The following is a 24,362-nucleotide window of genomic DNA, read 5'->3' on the forward strand; positions in this document are numbered from 1 at the left end:
GCGTCAGCTGGGCTTCGAGGTCGGGGGCGGCGCCGCGGCGGGAGCCTTCCGCCAGAACTTCCGCGCTTCGTCCTGCAGGCGGACCAGCCGCCGCTGCTCCTGGATCAGGCCGCCATAGGCGCGAGGCACCCGCGGATCCTTCGCGAGCGCGTACAGGACCTGCAGCGCCGCCTCGGCGTCGTCCGTCGCGCGGTGCGCCTTCTCGAGCGAGATCCCGAGCCGAGCGGCCATGTCGCCGAGGGCGCGGCTCTCCTCGTTCTTGTAGAGCTCGCGGGCGAACGTGAGCGGATCGACCCAGTCGACCTCGCGCCGCATGGCGGGCGGCGGCTCGCGCGGGCGCATGCCCACGCGCTCGAGCTCGGCGAGCAGGAACGAGCGGTCGAAGGTGGCGTTGTACGCCGCGGGGATCGCCCCCTTGAAGCAGCCGAGGATCTCCTCGGCGACCTCGGCGAACGACGGCTTGCCCTCGACGTCCGCGTCCTTGATCCCGTGGATGGCGGTGCTCTCCGCGGGGATGGGCCGCCCCGGGTGGATGAGCCAGTTGTAGCGCGTCAGGATCTCCCCGGAGCGGCCGATGACGATGCCGAGCTCGATGATCCGATCGCCCGCCGGATCGCGCCCCGTGGTCTCGACGTCGACGAAGGCGATGGGCTGGTCGATCCAGGCGCTGCCCGCGTCGATCTCCGACGCGACACCGACGGCGCGCACCTTGAGGAGGTGCGCGATCCCAGGGTAGTGCCGGCCCGTCGGGAAGCAGCCGCACGGGTCGGCGACCTTCACGGCGTCCTCGGCTTGGCGGGCTGGGCGGGTGCAGCCGAGGTCGCGGGGCGCGCCGCGCCGCCCGCCGGCGCGCTGGTCCCGGCGGCGGGGGTCGCGCTGGCCGCTGGGGTCGCGCTGCCTGCTGGGGTCGCGCTGGCCGCGGGGATCGCGCTGCCGGAGGGCGACGCGTCGCCTGGCTTCGGGGGCGCTGGCCGCGGCGTCTTGCCGAGGAGCTCCAGCTCGAGCTTGACCCACGCCTCGAGGTCCTCGCCGGGGCTCGAGAGGAGCTGGAGGTTGACCTCGCGGCCGTTGATGAAGACGAGGGGCGTCCCCTCGAGCCCGACCCCGTCGGCCTGCAGCTTGTCCTTGTCGATGCGCGCCTTGGTGTCGGTCGAGACGAGATCGGCGCGGAACTTCACCATATCGAGCTTGAGCCGCTGCGCGTAACGCTCGAGGTCGGCCTGCTCCAGCTTGTCCTGGTTCTCGAAGAGGAGGTGGTGCATCTCCCAGAACTTGCCCTGGTTGAGCGCGGCGGTCGCCGCGCGCGCGGCGGGCTCGCCGTGGACATGCGCCGAGAGCGGGTAGAACTTGAAGACGAGGCGCACCTGCCCGTCGAAGCGCTTCACGAGCCCCTCGAGCAGCGGCGCCATCAGCCTGCAGAACGGGCACTCGAAGTCGGCCCACTCGACGATCGTGATCGGCGCGTCGGGCGGCCCCATCTCCGGCGAGCCGTCGGTGGCGAGCGTCTTCACCTTGTTCGCGTCGAAGCGCATGTGGAACGCGTCGTCGCGCTCCTTCTTCGATCGGCCGTCCTTGACCAGATCGAGCAGGAGCTGCGCGGCGGGGAGGCACGCCTTGCACGGGCGCTGCTCCTTCACGCACTGCGCGATGCTCACGGGCGTGTCCGGGCAAGGGGAGAGCAGCTCGGAGACCTGTGCTCCCCACTCCCGGCGCTCGCGGGGGGTCAGCGAGGACGTGTCCACGCCCGGCAGCGAGACCGCCACCTCCGGGCTCGCGGCCGGTTTGGGCTCGTTCGAGCTCGGGTTCCCAGGACAGCCCGTGGCGCCGATCGCGAGCAACGCGAGGAGCGGCGGCATCCAGCGCAGGAATGACATCGCGGCGCGAGCTTAGTCGGACCCCTTGCGAGATGCTAGCGCGGGTGTAGCGTCAAGAGGTGCGGAGCGTCCTCTACCGCTTCCCGGATCTGCAGCAGTTCGAGCAAATCGTGTGCGATCCGGAGGAGCGTGACCTCGAGCTCGGACTGCCCGCGGGGGAGGTCGTGGCCGATGGCGAGTGGGTGCTCGCCATCTTCGAGCTGGGCGAAAACCGCCGCGCGACGTCGGCCGCGGCGTGCGCGTCGGTCTCACCGGAGGGGGCGCGGCTCACGTTCGAGCCGCGCGACTGGCATCGCCTCGCCCACTTCGCGCGGACGGAGGCGCCCCGCCCCGGATCCGTGCCCGACACCGACGCCGCGGCGCTCCTCCGCGCCGCGGACGGGGCCGGGCCCGCCGCGTCATCCGGCGTCCAGGGCGCCGGCCCGGCGGGCCGGGCGCCGCCCCCTGCGCCGCCTCGGCTGAAGGGCAAAGGCTCGCGGGTCCTCGTGGTCGACGACGACCCCCACATCCGCGAGCTCCTGTCGGCGATGCTCGAGGCGGTCGAGCTCGCCGTCGTCGCCGTCGCCAGCGCCGAAGAGGCGCTGGCGCGGGTCCGCGGCTCACCGTTTCACCTCGTGGTCCTCGACTGGAACCTCCCGAAGATGACCGGCATCGACCTGTGCCGGACGCTGCGGCAGGAGCCCGGGCTCCGCGATCTCCCGGTCCTCTTCCTGACGGCGCACGCCTCCTCGCAGGACATGGTCGAGGCCTTCGCCAGCGGCGCCGACGACTACATGGTGAAGCCCTTCCGCGCCCCCGAGCTGGGGGCTCGCATCTTCAGCCTGCTCCGCCGGACCCGGCGAGGCACCTCCTGAGGCGCCTCGCCGCGGCGCAGCGGCCCCGCCGCGACGCGGGCTCGCGCTCGGGCGCCGCGCTCAAATTCCGCGCTCAGGTTCCGCGCTCAGAAGGCGACATCGACGTTGAGGTTGATCACGCCGATGCTCTGCGCGTAGTGCCCGCCGGAGTCGGGAGCCCTCGAGTTGGGGTGCAGGCCGGCGGTGATGCTGTCCCCCGTGGTGTCCCGGCTGACGTAGAACAGGTGGGTATACGACGCGGCGAGGTGGAGCTGCTTCGCGACATGGAAGCGCCCGCCGAGGGCGAACGAGACATCGTGGAAATCGACGCCCGATGGATCGAGGGTCTCGTCCGGAACTGCGTTGGAGTCGTACCCGGCGCCGCCGAAGACCTCGATCGCAGGCCGCGGCCAGTGGCTCCAGCCCGCGCGAACGCCGAACGTGTCGTTCCAGCGGCGGGGGATGTTCTGCACCACGCGGGCGCCCTCTCCGGCGAAGCCGTCGCGGTCGATCTCGCACGCCGCGCCGACCTGGGTGAGGCACTGGTTTTCCATCGAGCTCCACCGCGTCCAGTCGCCGAAGAGCCGGATCTCGAAGCGCTCCGCCGGGACGAAGCGGGCGCCGAGCCGCACGATATCCGGCAGGCCCTGGTGCAGCTCCACGTCGCTCGGGGAGTTCGACACGCCGCTGAAGCGGTTGGTGAGCGTGCCCTCGAGCGACTCTCCCCCCGTGACGTTCGGCCGCGACTGGTACGACGCGCCGATCCAGAGCTGCTTCGGCACCGCCTCGACCAGCGCGCCGACGCCGAAGCTCGCGTGGAAGCCGCTCACCTCGAGCAGCGAGCGCCCCTCGGTCGCAAGGAGGTTGTCGCCGGAGGCGTTGCGGGCGCGCACGGTGTTCACCTGGGTTCGAATCAGGTTGCCGGAGAGGCCGAGGCTGAGGCGGAGCGCCGGGATCTCGTAGGCGGCAGCGAGCGTGAAGAACATCGCCTGGAGCGAAGACTCGATGGAGTGCCAGCGCTGCACGCCGTCCACCGGCCCGGCGAGCTCGCGATTGCCCTCGAACGCCGCGTTCGTGTCCCAGGACGCGGCGCCGCCGAAGGGCACATAGACGCCGGCGCCCAGCGCCAGATCGCCGAGCCTGGCCGACGCGCCGAGCATCGGCGAGGCAGCCACGTTGAACAGGCTCGCCTCCCCCGTGTTCGCCCGCGGCACCGTCACGTCATCGGTCGCCGCCGCCGAGTGCGTGTAGGACGCGGCGCGCAGCGCGATATTTCCGTCCAGGAACAGATGAATCCCCTCGCTCTCGGCGAGGCCTGCGGGGTTGTAGTAGACCGCGGTCGGATTGCTCGTGATCGGGTTGCCGTGCTCGCCGCCAAACCGCGCGGTCGCGAACCCACCGGCGAGCGCGGATCCGGTCCAGGCGAGACCGCCGAGGAGGCCGACGGAGATCGCGAAACAGGGGCGGTTGATGGACATATCCGGTGTTCTCGATTCTGAGGGCGGAGGAATGCGGCGCCTGCGGCGGACCCTGCATGGTAGGGTTGCAACACCTGCCACGTCGGGGAAGGTTCTACCCGATCAAGTCAAATGTCACCTTTCGCACGGTGTCAAATGCTTTTCTCCCGTACCATCCGGACAACGCTCGCCTCAGCTGCCCTCACCACCACGGCGCTCCTCATCGGCTGCGCCGACCCGGCAGGCAGATACGATGACTTCGAAGCTCGCGATACCACGATCCGCGAAGACCAGAGCAGCGGCGAGGGTGGTGGTGGCAGCGACGGAAATGGCGGCGCTGGAGGCGGCGGGGACAACTGCCTACCGGAAGCGGGCGCCGTCGACGGCGATTTCCTCTTCAGCCTCTCGGCTTATCTCAACCCGCGGGCCCCTATCCTCTTCGTGGCCAGCCTGACCACCCAGGCCAGCGACGGCGGCCTGAGCTTCTCGCTCACCTTCCAGCCGCTCGTGGCCGCCGATCGCAAGACGCCCACGGGCGAGCCATTCGACGTGGGTCCCTTCGAGCTGTCCGCCGATGGGACGTTCACCGCGCAGCTGCCCACGCTCGTCGTGCCGGGCGACGCCAACCCCATCTCCGGTAGCGAGCTCGAGGCCACCATCACGCTGACCGGCGGCTCCCTCTGCGCGCCCGCCGACTTCATCTGTGGCGTTGTCACTGGCACCACGGCGAGGCCGCTCCCCCTGAATCTCAAGGGCTCTACGTTCGCCATGGAGCGAATCGCCGATCCGAGCAGCTACCCGGCGCCGGTCATCAACTGCAAGAGAGACCCGGCGAACCCGCTCCCGTGAGCGCCCGGTCGGGTCACGCCACGGCCTCCGCCGCGGCGGCGCCTTCGAGCTCGATCAGCGAGATCTCGGACGGCGCGCCGACGCGCATCGGCGGCCCCCAGTAGCCCGTGCCGCGGCTCACGTAGATCTGGCTGTCGCCGTGCGAGGACAGCCCGGCCACGTAGGGCTGGTCGAGCCGCACGAAGAAGTTCCACGGGAAGATCTGGCCACCGTGGGTGTGGCCGCTGAGCTGCAGGCCCACGCCCCGCTCCGCGGCCTCCAGGATCTGCTTGGGCTGGTGCGCGAGCAGCACGAGCTCGCGAGAAGGGTCCCGCCCCGCGAGCGCGCGCGCGAGGTCGGGGCCATGGCCGCGGCCCATGCCGCGGGAGCTCCAGTCGTCCACGCCGGCCAGGTCGAAGCCGTGCTCGCCGTCGCCGATCGAGACACGCTCGTTGCACAGCACCGTCACGCCGAGCCGGCGGAGCTCCGCGATCCACGCCTCGGCGCCGGAGTAGTACTCATGGTTGCCCGTCACGAAGAAGACCCCGTGCTTGGCGCGCAGATCGGCGAGCGGCGCGGTGTGCTCGCGGAGCTCTTCCACGGAGCCGTCGACGAGATCGCCCGTGATCGCGATGAGATCCGGCTCGAGCGCGTTCACGCGCGCGACGACGCGCTCGAGCCAGGCCCGGCCGATCGTCGGGCCGATGTGGAGGTCGGTCAGCTGAACCACGCGAAAGCCCGACATGGCCGCGGGGAGGCGGCGCAAGCGGACGCGCACCGGGCGGACGGCGACCTCGCCGAGGGCGCTCGCGGCGCCGACGACGCCGAAGCCCATGGCGAGCGCTCCGGCCGCGCCCGCGAGGGCGCGCGAGAGGAAGGTGCGGCGCTCGCCGTCGAGCGGCTGGTTCAGCAGCGCGGTGACGCCGTGGGCGCCGAGGCGGACGAACTCGGAGGTGAGAAGGAGGAAGAAGAGCAGGACGGCGAGCCCGACCCACGTGTAGACGACGCCGGCGACGACGCCAGCGATGTGCCGGGGCAGCGCGCGGGTGAGCAAGAGGCCGAGGGGCACCAGCGACGCGAGCACCACCAGGGCCACGCTGCCGACGCGGTGCCAGAGCGGGCCGAGCTCGGGCGCGCGGATCAGGCGCTGCCAGAGGTAGTAGTGGACGCCTGCCACGATGGCGCTGAAGACAGCGATGAAGACGACGAAGGAGAGGAGAGGCCGCTGCACGCGTCCAGCATGACCACGGCGGCGCGCGCCCGCCGCTCCGATCCACGCCGGAGCCAGGCTCGACAACATTTCTTAACGGAGCGACGGGCGGACGGCGGCTACGACGTGCTCACGCACACGCCGAACCCGGCGGGGTAGATCGCGCTGCCGCCCTGGCACTTGGCGCCTGCGCCGCATTCCGGCGCCCTGCTGTCGATCCGGCAGAGCTGCTTGCACTGGTTCGTCAGCATCGAGCACACGAAGCCGGGCGCGCACGGGCAACGCTCGTCGGCCCGCCCCTCGCCGGGCACCACGCAGCTCGTCGTCCCATCCTCGCGGACGATCGTGCAGGTGAGGCCCGTCGGGCACACGCTGTCGTTCAAGAGCTCGCAGTTCATCGCGGGAACACAGACGGGGATCGGGACCGGAGCGCTCGCCTCGACGATCGACTCGGCCATCGGTCGCTCGTCGCAGTACGTCCCCGCCGCGCAGCTCTCGACGTGGCCACAGCAGTACTGCCGGCACACGCCGCCCTCCCCGTCGGCTGCCACGCACCCCAGGCCAGCCGCGCAATCGGCGCCGCTGTGACAAGGGCCGCCTGCCTCGAAGCGGCCCGCCGGCTGGCAGCTCGGGATCGCATCGCCGTCGTCGAGCACGAGCTGGCAGTGCAGCGTCTGCGCGGCAGGGAGCCCCGTCCCTGTGCCCGCGCCGCCGTCCGACGAGCACTCGGTCGGCTCCCCGCCTGGGGTGCAGCCATCGCCGCACAGGTAAGCGAAGCGGGTGTAGGGATCCTGCGCCTCCGGAGCCGCCGGGATGTTGAGGTCCTCGTTCACGACGCCACCGGCACCGCCGCTGCCGCTGCCGCTGCCGCTCGCGGGCGGAGGGCTGCCGCCCGATTGGGCCGACTCGCTCTCGCCCCCCCCACTCCCGAACACCCCGCCGCCGTCTTCGTACCCACCCGCCGCCGAGTCATCCATCGAGCACGCGGAGAGCGCGAAAACCCAGGTCGCCACGAGGCCAGAAAGCAGACGGGCGCGGTGTGAGCTCATTCCAGGACCACCAGAAAAGCACAAGCGGAATGAGCGTATCATGTCGCCTCCTGCATTCACAGAATGTGCCGATTCTGTGTGTCGTCGCCAGGGCGCCGAGCGCAGCCTGGGTGAGGACGCCGCCGTCCTGTGCGCCGCGCACACGGGGGCACCTCGCCTGCGGGCATCCCTGGCGCAAGCATGACGCCCGTGTCGCACCGAGCGCCGGGCCTCGCGCGATGGTGCGTGATGGCGCCTACCGCGCCTCGATGTCGCGGGTGACCACGTTGCCCGCGCTGTCATAGGCGCGCACCGCGAGCAGGTGCGCGCCCGGCGGCACGATCGCGCCGAGATCCGCCTCAAACGGCTCGACGGCCTCGTCGAAGACGCCGTCGCTCGGGAAGACGGGCCGCCACTCCTCCAGGCCCGCGATCGAGACCTCGATGCGCGCGACCGGACCGAGGCCGTCCGCGACCTCGCCCGTGAGCCGGCGCCCCTGCAGCGCGAGCGCCCGGAACACCGGCGGCGTGTTGTCGACAAGGACGGTGCCCGACTCGAGGCGATGGCGCAGCGTGCGCTCGGGCGGGTTCGCCAGCTCGTCGCTCGCCTCGACGAGGATGCGGTACTCGCCTTCGGGAAGCGCGGTCGTGTCCCATACGTGCTCGGCGCGCGTCACCTTCTCGCCCGGCTTCAGCAGGCTGCGCCAGGTCGACTGCCCCTCCATCCGGTAGGAGAGGCGGTAGCGGAGGTCGTCCTGGTCTGGATTGTCGACCTTCCATGTCAGCTGGAGCGCGCTCACGGGCTTCGGCGCCTCCCCGCCCGACGGCGGGAGGCTCGAGCGAGAGGGCTTCGTCTGCCCCTTCGGCGCGGCCTCGATCGACGTGACCACGGCGCGCGCGTTGTCGGTGACGAACGAGAGCTTCACCTCGCGGAGCACCGCGCCCGGATCGCGGCGCCAGCGCGCGCGGATCTGCGCGAAGCGCGCCGGCGGGCTCTTCACGTCGCCCGGCGCGGCGAGCGCTGTGGACCAGGGGCTCCAGGTGCTGTCCGGCGCGTCGGTGTTTCCGCTCCGGGTCTCGAGCTCCAGCGCGCCGTCGGAGCGCCACGAAAGGCGCCCGAACGTGGCCCGCAGCCCGGCGTCGAGCACCTTGCTCGTCCACACCGCGTCGGCGCCGCCGACGCCCTTCACCTCGTGGAAGACCGCGGGGTCGGTGGTCGCGACGAACCTGCGCCGCCCCGCCATCAGGAACGCGCCGACCTGGCGCTCGTCGGTGTCGGCGACGAGCCGCGCGACGTGGTTGTCGCTCACGGCGTAGAGCTGGCCTTCCGCGCCGGTCCCGACGTACGGCGTCAGGTCGTCGCCGAGGCCGAGCGAGACGTAGTGGGTGTCGTCGTCGCTCATCATCTTCTCGGCGACGCCGCTCCGATCGAAGCGCATGAGCACGCCCTTGCCGGGCTTCTGCGCGCGCGCCGGCTGCGGCGACGGCGGCCCGCTCCGGTTGCGCTTCGGGGGGGCGAACGCCTCGGCGTACTTGTTGGCGATCGCGTAGATCGCGCCGCCCTTCGCGCCCGGCGCGATGGCGATGGCCTTCACGTCGTCGGCGTCGAAGTCGTAGAGCACGGTCGCGCGCCCGGGCGCCGTGAGCTTGTAGAGGAGCGCCTTGCCGTTCGAGCCGGCGTAGACGGCGCCGTCGTCCCCGACGGCGACGCTCATGAGGTGCGGCTCGTCGCTGTCGAAGTACACCTGGGCCTTGCCCGCGGCGTCGACGCGGAACAGCTTCCCCTCCGAGCCGGTCGCCGCGTAGAGCGCCTTCGCCCTGGGATCGTACGCGAGGCCCCACACGTCCTCGGTGTCGGGGAGCTCGGCGAAGACCTTCGCCGGACCGCCGTTGCCCGCGCCGCGCGGCAGGCGGAAGAGCTTGCCCTCGGGGAAGGTCCCCGCGATGACGTCACCGCCTTCCGCGAGCGCGAGCGCGCTGACCGCCATCTGCCCGGTCGTGGCCACGAGCGCGACCCGGCCGCCCGAGACGCTGTAGATCTTCCCCTCGTTGCCGGTGCCGAGCAGCACCGTCCCGTCCGGCAGCACCACGGAGCTCCAGATGGACGTCGCGTCCGGCAGCGGCGTCGCGCCGAGCGTCAGCCCGGCGCGCACGGCGCCGTTCGAGTCCACGCTGACGCCGGTGAGATCCCCGCCCTTCAGGTCCTCGAGCGATCGGAGCTCGAAGCTGCGCGTGCCCACCGCGTGGGCCGGCAGCGCCACGAGCCCCACGGCGGCGACGGCGGCGGCGAGGAGCCAGCGCGGAGAGGGGACGGCGTGAGGGTGAGGCGATCGGGAATGGGCAGAAGAGCGCTCTGTGCTCATGGGTCGCAAGATGGAGGGGGTCAGGGAAGAGAGGGAGGCGGGAAACCGGCGGGCTCAGCGGAGGATAGGCCGGACCGTGACGCTCACGGAGTCTTTCCCGACCAGGAAGCGCTTGAGGGACACCGGCACCTGCACCTGCGCGCCGAAGGTCTCGGGCGCGTCGGATGCGGAGCTCGGGCGCAGCGTGTCCATCGCGCCCGGGGGGAGCCGCGAGGCGACCTTGCCGCGGTACGCCGCGCCGTTCTCCCGGAGCCGGAACGTCGCGACGACGCTCTCCGCGTCGTGGGTCTGGCTCGGCAGCATCGCCACGAGCTCGGCGACGTTGTTCGGGGTCGCCATCGGGCGCTCCACCTCGTAGCCGGGCGCGAGATCGATGTCCACCTGGCTGCCGGCGAGCTCGCGCGGCACCGGCACCTCGATGACGCGCGACTCGATGGGGCCCTGATGAGGCTGGAGATCCAGGCGGATCCGCGCGGGCGCGCCCGCCTCGATCTCCGGCTCGAGCACCTTCGCGCCGCGCAGCAGCACGACCTCGCGATCGAAGGTGACCTTCACGCGGGTGTCGACGCGCTCGATCGAGACGTCCTCCCAGGGGTTGTTGAGCAGGGCCCCCATCGCCCGGACGAGCCGGCTGCGGACGAAATCGTCGCTGCTGAGCGGGGTGCCGTTGCCGGCGCCGAAGTCGACCAGCGAGATGGCGCCGTAGCGCCCGATCTTCACCTGGCTCACCGCCCGCCAGGTCATGTCCCGCCGCTCGGCCGTCGTCGCCTCGACGGCGTTGCCGACGGCCATCGAGACGAAGGCGGGCGCGAGGAACTGATCGTGCGCGACCTCGACGTTCCACGTCGGGTGCGGCGCGCCCTCCACGCCGTCGATCTGGACGCGCATCGGGAAGACCGGCGCCTTCGCCGAGCTGTCGACGACGATCGCGGCCTGCCGATCGTTCACCAGCGTGCCCAGAGGCCGCACCGCCTCGCCGATCTTGAAGCTCCGGTTCTGGCTCGCGAGGATCCAGTGGACCCGCGCGATCGCGGCGGGGAGGTTCGTGACGCCGCCGTTCATCATCGGGTGGCCGAACGCGACCAGCTTGTCGCCCGACACGCGCGTGACCGTGCCGATGCCCATCGCGGAGATGTCGCCGCGCACGAGCTCGACGCCGATCGCCCCCCCGTCGACGTACTTGGTCGGCGCGCCCGGCTCCGGGCTCGCGGACGAGCCGCCGCCGGCCTGCATCGGATCGAGCCCCATGGGGCCGAGCAGATCGTTCGCGATGCGCAGCGACGTCCCGCCGAGCCCGCCGAGCATCACCGGCGTCGAGGCGCGCGCGAGGCCCGTCGACTCGGGCGGGGAGAGCGACGGCGCGACGCGCGCGGCGATCTGGCTGGCGTGGCCGGCGAGGTCGTAGGCGTCGACGGCCCCCAGGAAGCCGCGGCTCCCGTGCAGGCGGGCCGGCGCGGCGGCGCGCGGCGGCGGCGCGCCGCCGGCGCGGCTCACCGGGGCGGGCAGCGGGCCGCCGACCTTCGGGGCGATCCCGCGCGGGAGCGGCCGCGCGAGCTCGTCGAGCATCGACTTGATCGGGGTGACGCCGGCGATCGCCTCCGCGCCGAAGAGCCAGCCGTACGCGTAGGCGCCGATCATCTTGCCGTTCAGGTAGATCGGGCTGCCGCTCATCCCCGCCACGGTGCGCGCGACCTCGAGGCGCGGGTGCTGCGTCTTGACGAGGACGAGGTCCTGGTTCGGCCGGAAATTGCGGAGCGTCGAGATGACCTCGACGTCGAACTTCTCGGGCGTGGTGCCGGAGAAGACGGTGAGGCCGTACCCCTTCATGCCCGGCTTCACCTCGGAGAGCGGCAACGTATCGGGCGGAGCGGAGATCGCCTGGGCCGCGCCGACGCCGACGGCGACGCTGCACGCCGCGCCGGCGAGCAGGCTCAGGGGGATGAGGCGGCCGTCGCGGTCGACGAGGGCGCGGGCGGCGCCCGCGATCGCCCTCGCGCTGCGGGTCGCGAGCGGGGCGGCGCGCGCTGTGAGGAAGGAATCCGGACGAAACCACGGCATGTTGCGCAGAGGCACGGGCCAAGCTTAGCCCGGATTTGGTAGCGCGACAGAGCGGGGGCTCGGGCCGCGCCGGGAGGTCGCCGCGCTGCCCAGGGTCGCCGTTTTCCAGAGGCGGGGCGCGCCGGCGACGCTAGGCTTCGCCCCGTGAAGGATATCGCGGCGACCGCGACGCTCGTCCTTTCGTTCGCCGCCTGGGTGACCACCCACGTCGCGCTGGCCGCGCGGCTCGCGCTCCGGAGCCAGCCCCGCTGGCGCGGGCTCGTCGCGCTGGTGGTGCCGCCGCTCGCGCCGATGTACGGCTTCCGGCTGGGGTGGCGGCGGACGAGCACCCTGTGGCTTGTATGGCTGATCGTGTACGTGCTCGCGCTCCTCGTCGCGCGGGCGTGAGGAGCAGGGCGTGGCGCCTGACGTGAAGGCTGACGACGTGAGGGCGGGAATGACGGCGAAGCGGCGCCCGGGCGCGCCGCCCGCGATCCTCGTCGGCACGATGAACTTCGGCGGCCGCACGCCGCCCGAGGAGGCCGAGCGCATCACCCTGCGCGCGCTCGAGCGAGGGATCACCGCGTTCGACACGGCGAACCTCTACCAGGACGGCGCGTCCGAGCGGATCCTCGGCCGGGCGCTCCGGGGCCGCCGGGCCGAGGCGCAGATCGCCACCAAGGTCGGCCTGCGCCGCGTCCGGGGCAGGCCCGAGGGCCTCGGGCGCGAGCGCGTGATCCGCGCCGTCGAAGAGAGCCTCGCGCGCCTCGGCACCGACCGGGTCGACGTCTGCTATCTCCACGCGCCGGACCCGGAGACGCCCATCGAGGAGACGCTGTCGGCGATCGACGCCCTGCTCGAGCAGGGGAAGATCCTGCAGTACGGGATCAGCAACTTCGCGTCGTGGCAGATCCTGGAGATCATCGCGCGCCGCGACGCCGTCGGGAAGCCGCGCCCCGCCGTCTCTCAGGTGCTCTACAACGCGCTGATCCGCCAGCTCGACGTCGAGTACGCCGCCTTCGCGCGGCGGTACGCGCTGGCCACCGCGGTGTACAACCCGCTCGCCGGCGGGCTCTTGACGGGGCGGCACGCGGGGCCGGAGGCGACGCAGGCGGGCTCGCGCTTCGAGCGCAACGGCGTCTACCAGCGCCGGTACTGGAGCAGGCGCATGTTCGAGCTCGCGGCCGGCTACGCCGCGGTGGCGGCGGACGAAGGAATGAGCCTGCTCTCGCTGTCGTACGCCTGGCTCGCGGGGCGGGACGTCGTCGATTCCATCCTGGTCGGCCCGGTCCGGGCAGAGCACCTCGACGCGGCGGCCGACGCCGTCGGGCGCCCGCTCTCGGAGGAGGCGGCGCGGCGCATGGACGCGCTCTACCGCGATCACCTGGGCACCGACGCGAGCTACGCGCGATGATCGAGCTCCTGCTGCCCGGGGCCAGGGACCTCGATCTCGCGCGCCCCCTGGCCGACTACGCCGCCCGCGGCCACGCCCGCCTCGGGCGCGTGATGACCGACGCGGGGCTCGCGGCGCTGCGCGCGCGCTCGGATGACCTGATGCTCGGGCGCGTCACGTACCCCGGGCTCTTCTTCCAGCACGACGCGGCGTCGGGCCGCTACGAGGATCTGCCGTACGGCAAGGGCTATCAGGGGCCGAGCACGTCGTACCGGAAGCTCGAGAAGCTCGAGAAGGACCCGCTGTTCCTCGCCTGGATCGAGAACCCGCTCTTCGAGAGGATCGCGCGCGCGCTCATCGACGGAGAGGTCTCCATCTACCGGGCCGTGCTCTTCAACAAGGCCGCGTCCGGAGGGACGCCGCTGCCCTGGCACCAGGACGGCGGCAGCTACTGGGGTCTGGATCGCGACCCCGAGCTGCAGATCTGGACCGCGCTCGACGACGCGCCCGCCGGCGGCGGCTGCGTGGAGGTGCTGGAAGGCAGCCACATCGACGGGCTCGCGACGCCGCTCGGCGGCGTCATTCCGAGCGACCGCGTACGCGCGGCCGACGCGGACGCCCGCAAGATCGCGCTGCCGGCGCGCGCGGGCGAGGCCCTGCTGATCCACAACTACCTCTGGCACTGCTCCGCCGTGAACCGGAGCGGCCAGCCGAGGCGAGCGTTCACCGTCTGCTACATCAGCAGGGCGACCCGCTGCCTCAGGAAGAAGAAGGCCCCACGCACGTTCACGCCGGTGTTCTGAGCTCCCCCGGGCAGGCGGCCTCGGCACGGTCGGCGGCCCCTCGCTCGCCAGCCCTCCCCTTCCCCTGGCTTCCCCCGGCTTCCCCGGAACGTTCCCCGGTCGGCGTCGACGTTTCGAGAATTTTTCGATCCGGTGTCGCATCCAGTTCGCCACCGTGTCGTAAGGACGAACGCTTGCACCCGCGGCAACCTGCCGCGCCCCCGCGGCGACCTGCCGCGGCGTGGAGCCTCAATTACCCACAGCGGCAATCTGCCGCAGTCACGCGGCACTTTGCCGTCTTGTCGCACCCCGCCAGCAAGCCATAACTGCGCCCGCGCGTCCCTCCGACGCCCACCACAACCCTATGGCTCGGTTCCTGTTCCCACGATGGGCCAACAAAGTGGTTCCGCTGGGGCTGCTCTTCGGAGTCCTGCCCCTCGGCGCCGCTGTGATCGGCGGATTCTGGTACTACGGTACCAACAAACACCTCGAGGTCGGGTATCAGCCGGATCAACCGGTTGACTATTCCCACAAGCTGCACGCCGGCGACCTCGGCATCGACTGCCGCTACTGTCACAGCACAGTAGAGGTATCCAGCTTCGCCGCGGTTCCCCCCACCGAGACGTGCATGAACTGTCATGCCAAGGTGCGGCGGGACAGCGAAAAGCTCCTCCTCGTGCAGGAGAGCTGGGCGACGGATCAACCCATCCCCTGGGTGCGCGTCCACAACCTTCCCGACTACGCCTATTTCGACCACTCGGCCCACCTGGCCGCAGGGGTCGGCTGCGTGAGCTGTCACGGACGCGTGGACCAGATGCACAAGGTCCGGCAGGTCCAGCCGCTCACCATGGGGTGGTGTCTGGACTGCCACCGCGATCCGGGTCCCAACCTCCGCAATCCCGCCGACGTCACCAAGATGGATATGGCACCCGCGACGGCCGCCATGGCGGGCGCCGGCATCCCCGCGAGCCACGAGCCTTACAACGATCGCGTGCCAGCGGTCACTTCCTCCGGGCGGCAGGTGCAGGCGCCGCTTCACTGCTCGGGGTGCCACCGATGAGTAAACGAACTCCTCTCCCCCTCGCCCAGGACCTCTCTGGAAAGACCTACTGGCGCAGCTTGGACGAGCTCTCCGGCTCGCCCGACTTCGTCGACGCGCTCGGGCGCGAGTTCCCGCCGGCCGCGTTCGAGCCGCCGGAGGGCGTCGGGCGGCGCACGTTCCTGAGCCTCATGGGCGCGTCGCTCGCGCTCGGTGGCCTCGTGGGCTGCCGCCGGCCTGTCGAGCAGATCCTGCCGTACTCGCGGACCCCGGAGGAGGTCATCCCGGGCAAGCCGCTGTTCTTCGCGACGGCGCTCCCGATGATGGGCACAGCCTTCGGCGTCATCGTCGAGAGCCACGAGGGACGGCCCACCAAGATCGAGGGCAACCCGAAGCACCCCGAGAGCGTCGGCGGGACCACGCTCTACATCCAGGCCTCGATCCTCGACCTCTACGATCCCGATCGCAGCAAGTCGCCGCGCGAGGGCGCGACCGAAAAGTCGTGGGACGACGCCGCGGCGTTCCTCCGCACCGAGGGCGACAAGCTCCGCGGCCGCGGCGGCAAGGGGCTCACGATCCTGACCGAGGCGCACCGGTCGCCGACGCTGGCCGCGCGCCTCGCCGATCTCCGCAAGACGCTGCCTGAGGCGCGCGTCGTCCGGTACGAGCCCTTCTCGCGCGACGCCGCGCGTGAGGGCGCGCGGCTCGCGTTCGGCAAGCCGCTCGAGACCACGCTCGACCTGACGAAGGCGCGCGTGATCGTCGCGATCGACGCCGACCTGTTCGCCTCCGACGGCAGCCCGCTCAAGCAGGGGCGCGCGTTCACGGCGGGCCGCGCGGTCGACAAGGACCCGAAGGCGATGAACCGCCTCTACTCCGTCGAGAGCACCTTCACGATCACCGGCGCGGCCGCGGATCACCGGCTCCGCATCCAGAGCCGCAAGATCCCCGCCTTCACCTTCGCCCTCGCGACCGAGCTCGGCAAGCGCGGGGTCGCGCTCGACCCGCAGCTGCTCAGCGCGCTCGAGGGCAAATCGGAAGGGCTCGACGCCAAGGCGACCCGGCACGTCGCCGCCATCGCCGCCGACCTCGTCGCCAACCGGGGTCAGGGCGCGGTCGTGGCCGGGCGCTCGCTGCCGAAGGAGGTCCACGGGCTCGTGCACCTCATCAACCTCGCGCTCGACAACACGGGCAAGGCGGTCCGGCTCGTCGCGCCCTTCGACGACTCGCGCGAGGGCCCCGAGGCGCTCGTCGAGCTCGCGCGCTCCATCGAGAAGGGCGAGGTCGAGACGCTGATCATCCTGGGCGGCAACCCGGCCTTCGACGCGCCCGCGGACGCGCGCTTCGCCGACGCGCTCGCCAAGGTGCCCGTGAGCGTGCACGTCTCGACGCACGTCGACGAGACGAGCGAGCGCACCCGCTGGCACCTGAACCGCGCCCACCCGCTGGAGTCGTGGAGCGACGTGCGGGCGGAGGACGGGACGGCCAGCATCGCGCAGCCGCTCATCGCGCCGCTCTTCGGCGGCAGGACCGACGCCGAGGTCATCGAGCTCCTGCTCGGCAGCTCGCGGACGGCGTACGATCTGGTGCGGGCGACCTGGCTGACCGCCGAGGGCGCGAAGCGCACCGAGGACGACTTCCGCCGCGCGCTGCACGACGGCCTCGTCGCGGGAACCCAGCTCGCGGACGAGCAGGTTGCCGCCGCGACGCAGGGCGCGATCGAGGCGCTGCGCGCGTTCGCGCCCGCCGTGGGCGAGGGCCTGGAGGTGACCTTCCGGCCCGACGTGCACGCGTGGGACGGCCGGTTCGCGAACAACGGGTGGCTCCAGGAGCTGCCCCACCCGATGACGAAGCTCACCTGGGGCAGCGCCGCGAACCTCTCGCCCTCGACGGCGGCGCGGCTCGGCCTGAAGGACGGCGACGTCGTGACGCTGACGGGCAGCGGCGCGTCGGTGCGGATCCCCGTCCTCGTCGCGCCGGGGCAGGCGGACGACTCGGTGGGCATCACCATCGGCCAGGGGCGGCGCGCGAAGCTCCGGGTCGGCCATGGCGTCGGCGTCGACACGACCCCGCTGCGGAAGAGCGACGCCTTCGAGCTCGCCGGCGGCTTCTCGCTGGAGAAGACCGGCGAGGTCGTCGAGCTCGCGCGCACCCAGGAGCACTTCGTGATGGAGGGCCGCCCGCTCGCGCGCGAGGGGACGCTCGCCGAGTTCCAGAAGGACGCGGCGTTCGCCCAGAAGCAGGTCCACGTGCCGCCGCTCCTCAGCCTGTTCAAGGAGCCGAACCGGAGGCAGGGGCACGCCTGGGGCATGACCATCGACCTCAACGCCTGCCTCGGGTGCAACGCGTGCGTCGTCGCCTGCCAGGCCGAGAACAACATCCCGGTCGTCGGCGCCGACGGCGTGCGGCAGACCCGCGAGATGCACTGGCTCCGGATCGACCGCTACTTCCAGGGCACGGACCCGAACGAGCCGGAGAGCATCTCGCAGCCGCTCCCCTGCCAGCACTGCGAGAACGCGCCGTGCGAGCAGGTGTGCCCGGTCGCCGCCACGACGCACAGCCCCGAGGGGCTGAACGACATGGCGTACAACCGGTGCGTCGGCACGAAGTACTGCGCCAACAACTGCCCTTACAAGGTCCGTCGCTTCAACTTCCTCGAGTACGGCCAGCCGGACTCGGAGGAGCGGAAGATGCAGTTCAACCCCAACGTCACCGTTCGATCGCGGGGCGTCATGGAGAAGTGCACCTTCTGCGTGCAGCGGATCAACCACGCCAAGATCGACGCGAAGCGAGAGGGGCGGGAGCACATCAAGGACGGCGAGGTCGTGACCGCGTGCCAGGGCGCTTGCCCGACGCAGGCCATCGTCTTCGGCGACCTCGACGACCCCAAGAGCCAGGTGGCCGCGGCGGCCGCTAGCCCGCGCGGTTACAGATTGCTGGACGAGATCAACACCAAGCCGCGGGTCACGTACCTCGCCAAGATCCGCAACAAGAACCCGGAGCTCGCCGACGCATGAGCGCCACAGCACCCCTCCAGGTCGATCACCCCCGGCTCTCGGACCGCGCCGCCCTCTTGGACGAGGCGCCGCTCGTGCAGGGGAAGGACGACTTCCGCTCTCTCACCGACAAAGTCGCGGGCATCGTCCTCAGCAAGCGCCCCCCCGGGTGGCTCGTCCTGCTGTGCCTTGCCATCAGCATCCTCTTCATCCTCGCCGGCTCGCTCGTTCACCTCGTCGGGACCGGTATCGGTATCTGGGGGCTGAACACCACGGTCAACTGGGCGTGGGACATCACCGGCTTCGTGTTCTGGGTCGGTATCGGCCACGCCGGCACGCTGATCAGCGCCATCCTCTTCCTCTTCCGACAGAAGTGGAGGACGAGCATCAACCGCGCCGCGGAGGCGATGACGATCTTCGCGGTCGCGTGCGCCGCCATCTACCCGGTGGCCCACCTGGGCCGGATCTGGTTCGCCCACTGGCTGTTCCCGATCCCGAACCAGATGAGCCTCTGGCCGAACTTCAAGAGCCCGCTGCTCTGGGACGTGTTCGCCGTCTCGACGTACGCGACGGTCTCGACCCTCTTCTGGTTCGTCGGGCTCATCCCCGATCTCGCCACGATCCGCGACCGGGCCACGACCCGGACGAAGCAGATCGTCTTCGGGATCCTCTGCCTCGGCTGGCGCGGCTCGCACCGCCACTGGCTCCACTACGAGAAGGCCTACCTGATCTTCGCCGGGCTCTCGACGCCGCTCGTGCTCAGCGTGCACACGATCGTGTCGTTCGACTTCGCCGTCTCGATCATCCCCGGCTGGCACACGACGATCTTCCCGCCGTACTTCGTCGCCGGCGCCATCTTCAGCGGATTCGCGATGGTCGTCACGCTGATGGTGTTCGCGCGCAAGGCGTTCGGTCTCGAGGGGCTCATCACGATGCGGCACCTCGAGAACATGAACAAGGTCATCGTCGCGACCGGCACCATGGTCGGTTACGCGTACGGGATGGAGCTCTTCATCGCCTGGTACAGCGGCAACGGCTACGAGCAGTTCGCCTTCCGGAACCGCATCCTGGGCCCGTACGCCTGGGCCTACTGGACCATGGTGAGCTGCAACGTGATCTTCCCGCAGCTCTTCTGGTTCAAGAAGGTGCGCACCAGCATCCCCGCGATGTTCATCATCTCGATCCTGGTCAACATCGGGATGTGGTTCGAGCGCTTCGTCATCATCGTGACGAGCCTCCACCGCGACTTCCTCCCCTCGAGCTGGACCTACTTCCGCCCGACCATCTGGGACATCTCGACGTTCTTCGGTTCGTTCGGCCTCTTCTTCACGCTCTTCCTGCTGTTCGTCCGCTACCTGCCGATGGTCGCGATCAGCGAGGTGAAGGGGGTCACGGCGGCGGCCGATCCTCACGGCTCGCACAGCAACGACGAGGCTCATCATGCAGCGTAACAGCGATGCTCGACGCCAGAAGCGCTCCGGGAAGCCCGCCTCGGCCGAGGAGGCACGAGCGCTCAAGGACGCCGCGCGCGACAGCCAGCCCGACATCAAGCCGCAGGGCCACGTGCCCGAGGACGACGCGGAGTACGACGAGCCCCGCGAGAGCGGGCCGCACGGTCAGGCCGCGCTCGCGATCGAGCGCAAGCTGGAGCGCAAGGCCGAGCAGGAGGCGGACGGGGAGTCGGCCCTGTTCGGGGTGATGGGCTTCTTCACGACCCCGAAGGACATCTTCCACGCGTGCGAGGCGCTCCGGGACGCCGGGTACAGCCGCTTCGACGCGCACACGCCGTTCCCCGTGCACGGGCTGGAGAAGGCGATGGGGCTCAAGCCGTCTCCGCTGCCGTGGCTCGTACTCGGCGGCGGGGCGGCGGGGCTCGCCAGCGCCATCGCGCTCGCCTGGTACACGCAGTACTACGACTATCCGCTCATCATCAGCGGCAAGCCGTCGTTCTCGTACCAGGCCTTCATCCCCATCTTCTTCGAGCTCACGGTCCTCTTCGCGGCGCTCACGTGCTTCTTCGGGCTCTTCGCGCTCGGGCGCCTGCCCACCTTGTTCCACCCCACCATGACGCACCCCTCGTTCCCGCGGGCGACCGACGACGCCTTCTTCATCAGCGTCGAGGCGAGCGACCCGAAGTTCGATTCCACGGAGACGCGCAACCTCCTCCAGCGCCTCGGCGCCCAGGGCATCCGGGAGGTCTCCTCGTGAAGCGCTGGTGCATTCCCCTCCTCGTCGTCCTGGCAGGCTGCCGCGGACAGGCGAGCAGCGATCCGCCGATCCACCTCTTCGGAGACATGGACTGGCAGCCCAAGTTCCAGCCCGAGGAGGGCACCCGCCTGTTCCCCGACGGGCGGGCGATGCGGCCGATCGTCGAAGGCACGGTGGCCCAGGGAGCGCTCGACGAGAGCGAGGCCTACCGCACCGGCAAGGACGGCGAGACGTTCCTGGCGTTCGCGCCCATCACCGTCGATGAGGCGGTGATCCGGCGCGGCCAGGATCGCTTCAACATCTACTGTGCGCCGTGCCACGACCAGAGCGGGAGCGGCCAGGGCATGGTGGTGAAGCGCGGGTACCCGCCCCCCATCGACCTCGCGTCCGACCGGGCCCTCGGCCTGCCCGACGGCGAGATCTTCAACGTCATCACGAACGGCGTGCGCAACATGCCGTCCTATCGGAAGCAGATCCCGGTCAAGGACCGGTGGGCGATCGTCACGTGGGTGCGCGTGCTGCAGCACAGCCAGCACGCGCGCGTCGACGACGTGCCCGAGGCCCAGCGGGGCAACATCGCGAAGGAGAGCGGAACTCCATGAAGTCCCACGGAAGTGCTCTGGCCGAGGACACGAAGGTCCTCGATCCGGCGGTCGCGAAGCGGCTCGTCTCGGGGAGCATGGTGCTGGCGATCGTCGGCGTGGTGCTCTCGGCGGCGGCGGCGGTCTCCGACGCGAAGCGCTTTGCGTTCTCGTATCTCACCGGCTTCACGTGGCTCGTGACGATCGGGCTCGGCGCGCTGTTCTTCGTGATCATCCAGCACCTGACCCGCGCGCGCTGGTCGGCGGCCGCGCGCCGCCACATGGAGTGGATGAGCGGCATCCTGCCCGCCTGCATCGTGCTCTTCCTCCCGGTCGCGGTGCTCGCCCACGACATCTACCATCACTGGATGGGGCCCGACGCGGCGAACGATCATGTGCTCCACCAGAAGGCGCCCTACCTGAACCCGACGTTCTTCTACATCCGCGCCGTGGTGTTCCTCGCGGCGTGGGCGGGCCTCGCGCTCTGGTTCATCAAGACCTCCCGCGCGCAGGACAAGAGCGCCGATTTCCGGCCCACCGCGAGGATGCGCGCCGGGGCCGCCCCGGCCGTCATCGTCTTCGCCCTGACCATCTCGTTCGCGGCGTTCGACTGGCTGATGAGCATCGACCCGCACTGGTACTCGACGATCTTCGGCGTCTATGTGTTCGCCGGCTCGGCCACGAGCTCCCTCTCGGCGCTCGCGCTGATCACGATCGCGCTCCACAAGGCGGGGCTCCTGCGCAAGGTGAGCAACGTCGAGCGCCAGCACGACATCGGCAAGCTGCTCTTCGGTTTCACGATCTTCTGGGCCTACATCGCGTTCTCGCAGTTCATCCTGATCTGGTACGCGAACATCCCGGAGGAGACGATCTTCTACCAGCACCGCTGGGAGGGTTCGTGGAAGGTCGTGAGCCTGGCCCTGCTGTTCGGGCACTTCGTCGTTCCGTTCCTCGTCCTCCTGTCGCGGCACGCGAAGCGGAGCCCGCTCGTGCTCGGCGCGGCGTCGGTGCTCCTCCTCGTGATGCACTACGTCGACCTCTACTGGCTCGTCATGCCGAACGTGGATCACCACGGCGCGCACCTGAGCTGGATCGACCTCGCCGGCTTGCTCGGCCCGCTGGGCGTGGGAGCCTGGATGCTCGCGCTCCAGGCGGCCAAGAGCCCGCTGTATCCCCTGAACGACCCTCACCTTGCCGAAGCGGCTCGGATCGACAACCCGTAAGGAGCCGGCCATGAGCGAAGCGACCGACAACACAGCGACCGATCACGCCGAGGCCCAGGCCGAGGTGGATCGACCGAACAACTCGCTCATCTTCGTGATCGTGATCGCCACGCTGTTCTCCATCGTGGTGGTCGTGCTCTTCGTCAACGAGATCTTCAAGGCGACGATGGAGCGCGAGATCTCGACCAAGGTGCTGGAGCCGCCGAGCAGCGGGGTCCGCGCCCTGCGGGCCCTGGAGAAGGAGCGGCTCAGCCGCTACCAGTGGGCTGACGAGAAGAAGGGCATCGTCCGCATCCCGATCGATCAGGCCGTCGCGCTCACCCTGAAGGACTACCAGGAGAAGCGCGTGAGGACCGCGGCCGCTCCCGCTGCGACGACCGAGGGCGCGCAGCCGGCGGACGGCGCGGCGAAGCCCGCCGAGGGCGCCGCCGGCGAGCCGTCGAAGGGCGAAGACGCAGCGAAGCCGGGCGACAAGGACGCGGCGAAGCCCTCGGACGCCGCCAAGCCTGCCGAGACGGCCAAGCCCGCCGACGCCGTGAAGCCCGCCGACGCCGTGAAGCCCGCCGAGACGGCCAAGCCCGCCGACGCCGTGAAGCCCGCCAAGCCCGCGGACGCCAAGCCCGCCGCGCCTGCAGGCGCGGCGCCCAAGCCCGCAGCCCCGGCGACCCCCGCTCCGGAGCAGTGATGTCCCGCCCGCTGTCTGCCCTGCTCGCCGTTCTCGCGCTCGTGGTGGCCACGGTCACCCCGGCGCGGAGCGCGCGAGCTGCGGACACGACCATTCCGACGGAGCTCGCCGGCATCGACATCGAGGAGCGGCCGGGAGCCCTGCTCCCGCAGAAGCTCCGGCTCCGCGACCAGTCGGGGCAAGAGGTCGAGCTCGCCAAATATGCGGCGGGCGACAAGCCCCTCGTCCTGGTGCTCGGTTATTTCGAGTGCCCGATGCTGTGCTCGCTGGTCCTGAACGGCGTGCTCCAGGCCATGAAGGAGAGCGCCTGGACCGCGGGCGAGGAGTACCGCGCCCTCGTCGTCAGCTTCGACCCCCGCGATACGCCCGAAGCCGCGCGCAAGAAGCGGGCGAACTACATCGAGGCGTACGGCAAGCCGGTCACCGGCGACGGCTTCGACTTCCTCGTCGGAGACGAGGCGTCGGTGCGCGCGCTCGCCGACGCGGTGGGCTTCCACTACCGGTGGGACGAGACGACCAAGCAGTACGCACACGCGGCGGGCGCGTTCGTCTTCACGCCCGACGGGCGCCTGTCGCGCACGCTGTACGGCATCTCCTTCCCACAGAAGAACTTCGGCCTCGCGCTGCGCGAAGCGGGCAGCGGGCAGGTCGGGAGCGCCTGGGATCGGGTGCTCTTGTTCTGTTTCCATTACGATCCCAACGCCCGAGGGTACGTCCTGGCGACGAGGCGGCTGATGATGGCGTCAGGCGTCGTCACCGTCGTGCTCATCGGGCTCTGGCTCATTCGCTTCTGGCGGACTGAACGCTCCCGCACGAGGGCGCGTGTAAACGAGGCTTCCTAGATACAAGGTGGCGGAGCCACAACTATGGTGATGAAAAACCCGATCGAACTCGGCTCCTTCTGGCTGCCCCGCCAGGGCTCGACGCTCGCTGAGCACATCGACGCCGGCTGGGACGCGGCCTACTGGGTCTCCGTCCTCTTCTTCATCCTGGTGGCGGGGGCGACGGTGCTCTTCGCCATCAAGTACAAGCGGCGGAGCGAGCGCGACAAGACGAGCCCCATCGACCACAGCACGACGGTCGAGGTCGTGTGGACGCTGATCCCGCTCGCCATCGTGATCGCGCTCTTCTTCGTGGGCATGCGCGGCTACGTGCACGCCTCCGTCGCGCCGGCCGAGTCCTACGAGATCAACGTCACGGGCGAGATGTACCTGTGGACGTTCACCTACCCCGACGGGACGACGACCGTGAACGAGCTCGCCGTGCCGCGGGGGCGCCCGGTGCGGCTTATCATGAGCTCGAAGGACATCCTCCACAGCTTCTACATCCCGGAGTTCCGCGTGAAGCAGGACGTGGTCCCGGGGTCGTACACGTCGCTGTGGTTCGAGGCGACGGAGACGCGAGAGACGGTGCTCCTGTGCACCGAGTACTGCGGCTCCGGTCACTCGGACATGCTCGCCACGGTCAAGGTGCTGGAGCAGTCGGACTTCGAGAAGTGGCTCGAGGGCAACAACAACAGCGACCTGCCGCCCGAGGAGCTCGGCAAGCTGCTCTTCGCCAAGCGGAGCTGCGCGACCTGCCACTCGCTCGACGGGACGCGCATCCAGGGCCCGTCGCTCAAGGGGCTCTTCGGCCGCGAGGAGGAGCTCGCGGACGGATCCAAGCTCATCGCGGACGAGAACTACTTCCGCGAGAGCGTGTTCAACCCCGGCGGCCAGGTCGTGCGCGGCTACCCGCCGGTGATGCCGTCGTTCAAGGGGCTCCTCAAGGACAAAGAAGTGGACGCGCTCATCGCTTATCTGAAGTCGGTGAAGTGAGCGCCGGGG

The 24,362-nt window shown here is 70.6% G+C and carries 21 protein-coding genes; 14 read left to right on the top strand and 7 right to left on the bottom strand.

Translation table 11 applies throughout. The annotated features are described in order from the left end of the window. Positions 1–3 precede the first annotated feature (3 nt). Together WMF12_RS39660 and WMF12_RS39665 are read right to left on the bottom strand one after the other, a co-directional pair. On the bottom strand, positions 4–780 hold the full coding sequence (locus WMF12_RS39660) for a 3'-5' exonuclease (protein ID WP_437741934.1): 777 nt from the start codon (positions 778–780) through the stop codon (positions 4–6). Continuing rightward, positions 777–1,874, bottom strand: a complete 1,098-nt coding sequence (locus WMF12_RS39665) for a DsbA family protein (protein ID WP_437741935.1) — start codon at positions 1,872–1,874, stop codon at positions 777–779. Before WMF12_RS39665 ends, WMF12_RS39660 begins: the two co-directional genes overlap by 4 nt. Positions 1,875–1,933: 59 nt before the next feature. On the opposite strand from WMF12_RS39665, the gene WMF12_RS39670 reads away from it, so the two are divergent. Further along, positions 1,934–2,728, top strand: coding sequence for a response regulator transcription factor (locus WMF12_RS39670; protein ID WP_437741936.1), 795 nt, complete (start codon positions 1,934–1,936; stop codon positions 2,726–2,728). A gap of 86 nt (positions 2,729–2,814) precedes the next feature. Here the strand turns inward: WMF12_RS39670 and WMF12_RS39675 are convergent, their stop codons facing one another. Further along, positions 2,815–4,185, bottom strand: coding sequence for an OmpP1/FadL family transporter (locus WMF12_RS39675; RefSeq protein WP_437853585.1), 1,371 nt, complete (start codon positions 4,183–4,185; stop codon positions 2,815–2,817). Between the two features lie 135 nt (positions 4,186–4,320). Here WMF12_RS39675 and WMF12_RS39680 point away from each other — a divergent pair, with 135 nt between their 5' ends. After that, the gene (locus WMF12_RS39680; protein WP_437853587.1) at positions 4,321–5,013 is read left to right on the top strand and encodes a hypothetical protein; all 693 of its coding nucleotides are present in this window, start codon (positions 4,321–4,323) and stop codon (positions 5,011–5,013) included. A gap of 13 nt (positions 5,014–5,026) precedes the next feature. On the opposite strand, the gene WMF12_RS39685 is transcribed toward WMF12_RS39680, so the two are convergent. The 4 genes from WMF12_RS39685 to WMF12_RS39700 all read right to left on the bottom strand — a co-directional run bounded on the left by WMF12_RS39685 (position 5,027) and on the right by WMF12_RS39700 (position 11,665). After that, positions 5,027–6,223: a metallophosphoesterase gene (locus WMF12_RS39685; protein ID WP_437853588.1), complete on the bottom strand. Its 1,197-nt coding sequence runs from the start codon at positions 6,221–6,223 to the stop codon at positions 5,027–5,029. A 98-nt stretch (positions 6,224–6,321) separates the two neighbouring features. Then, positions 6,322–7,215, bottom strand: a complete 894-nt coding sequence (locus tag WMF12_RS39690) for a hypothetical protein (RefSeq protein ID WP_437853590.1) — start codon at positions 7,213–7,215, stop codon at positions 6,322–6,324. Positions 7,216–7,486: 271 nt separating this feature from the next. Further along, positions 7,487–9,592 (bottom strand): hypothetical protein, encoded by a 2,106-nt coding sequence (locus tag WMF12_RS39695; protein ID WP_437853592.1) that lies wholly within the window; start codon positions 9,590–9,592, stop codon positions 7,487–7,489. Positions 9,593–9,646: 54 nt separating this feature from the next. Beyond that, a complete protein-coding gene (locus tag WMF12_RS39700) occupies positions 9,647–11,665 on the bottom strand; it encodes a SpoIVB peptidase S55 domain-containing protein (RefSeq protein WP_437853595.1) in 2,019 nt (672 codons plus the stop codon). 129 nt (positions 11,666–11,794) lie between these two features. On the opposite strand from WMF12_RS39700, the gene WMF12_RS39705 reads away from it, so the two are divergent. From WMF12_RS39705 to coxB, 12 genes are all read left to right on the top strand, one after another. Further along, complete coding sequence (locus tag WMF12_RS39705) at positions 11,795–12,037, top strand: hypothetical protein (RefSeq protein WP_012240189.1); 243 nt, start codon at positions 11,795–11,797, stop codon at positions 12,035–12,037. A 10-nt stretch (positions 12,038–12,047) separates the two neighbouring features. Continuing rightward, on the top strand, positions 12,048–13,043 hold the full coding sequence (locus tag WMF12_RS39710; protein WP_437853597.1) for an aldo/keto reductase: 996 nt from the start codon (positions 12,048–12,050) through the stop codon (positions 13,041–13,043). Further along, positions 13,040–13,825, top strand: coding sequence for a phytanoyl-CoA dioxygenase family protein (locus tag WMF12_RS39715; RefSeq protein WP_437853599.1), 786 nt, complete (start codon positions 13,040–13,042; stop codon positions 13,823–13,825). Before WMF12_RS39710 ends, WMF12_RS39715 begins: the two co-directional genes overlap by 4 nt. Positions 13,826–14,168: 343 nt before the next feature. After that, entirely contained in the window at positions 14,169–14,864 is a 696-nt protein-coding gene (locus tag WMF12_RS39720; protein WP_437545829.1) for a cytochrome c3 family protein, read from the top strand. Further along, on the top strand, positions 14,861–17,860 hold the full coding sequence (locus WMF12_RS39725; protein ID WP_437853600.1) for a TAT-variant-translocated molybdopterin oxidoreductase: 3,000 nt from the start codon (positions 14,861–14,863) through the stop codon (positions 17,858–17,860). The genes WMF12_RS39720 and WMF12_RS39725 overlap by 4 nt, the downstream gene beginning before the upstream one ends. Beyond that, a complete protein-coding gene (gene nrfD, locus WMF12_RS39730; RefSeq protein WP_437853602.1) occupies positions 17,857–19,290 on the top strand; it encodes an NrfD/PsrC family molybdoenzyme membrane anchor subunit in 1,434 nt (477 codons plus the stop codon). The genes WMF12_RS39725 and nrfD overlap by 4 nt, the downstream gene beginning before the upstream one ends. Continuing rightward, positions 19,280–20,047, top strand: a complete 768-nt coding sequence (locus WMF12_RS39735) for a DUF3341 domain-containing protein (RefSeq protein ID WP_437853604.1) — start codon at positions 19,280–19,282, stop codon at positions 20,045–20,047. The genes nrfD and WMF12_RS39735 overlap by 11 nt, the downstream gene beginning before the upstream one ends. After that, complete coding sequence (locus WMF12_RS39740; RefSeq protein ID WP_437853606.1) at positions 20,044–20,649, top strand: c-type cytochrome; 606 nt, start codon at positions 20,044–20,046, stop codon at positions 20,647–20,649. Before WMF12_RS39735 ends, WMF12_RS39740 begins: the two co-directional genes overlap by 4 nt. Beyond that, positions 20,646–21,851, top strand: a complete 1,206-nt coding sequence (locus WMF12_RS39745) for a hypothetical protein (protein WP_437741948.1) — start codon at positions 20,646–20,648, stop codon at positions 21,849–21,851. Before WMF12_RS39740 ends, WMF12_RS39745 begins: the two co-directional genes overlap by 4 nt. 10 nt (positions 21,852–21,861) lie before the next feature. Then, complete coding sequence (locus WMF12_RS39750; RefSeq protein WP_437853608.1) at positions 21,862–22,536, top strand: hypothetical protein; 675 nt, start codon at positions 21,862–21,864, stop codon at positions 22,534–22,536. After that, positions 22,536–23,378 (top strand): SCO family protein, encoded by an 843-nt coding sequence (locus WMF12_RS39755; RefSeq protein ID WP_437741950.1) that lies wholly within the window; start codon positions 22,536–22,538, stop codon positions 23,376–23,378. Before WMF12_RS39750 ends, WMF12_RS39755 begins: the two co-directional genes overlap by 1 nt. A 30-nt stretch (positions 23,379–23,408) precedes the next feature. Then, positions 23,409–24,353: a cytochrome c oxidase subunit II gene (gene coxB / locus WMF12_RS39760; protein ID WP_437741951.1), complete on the top strand. Its 945-nt coding sequence runs from the start codon at positions 23,409–23,411 to the stop codon at positions 24,351–24,353. The last annotated feature ends 9 nt before the right edge of the window (positions 24,354–24,362 follow it).

This window comes from Sorangium sp. So ce363 (genome assembly GCF_051520435.1).
Classification (GTDB): domain Bacteria; phylum Myxococcota_A; class Polyangia; order Polyangiales; family Polyangiaceae; genus Sorangium; species Sorangium cellulosum_B.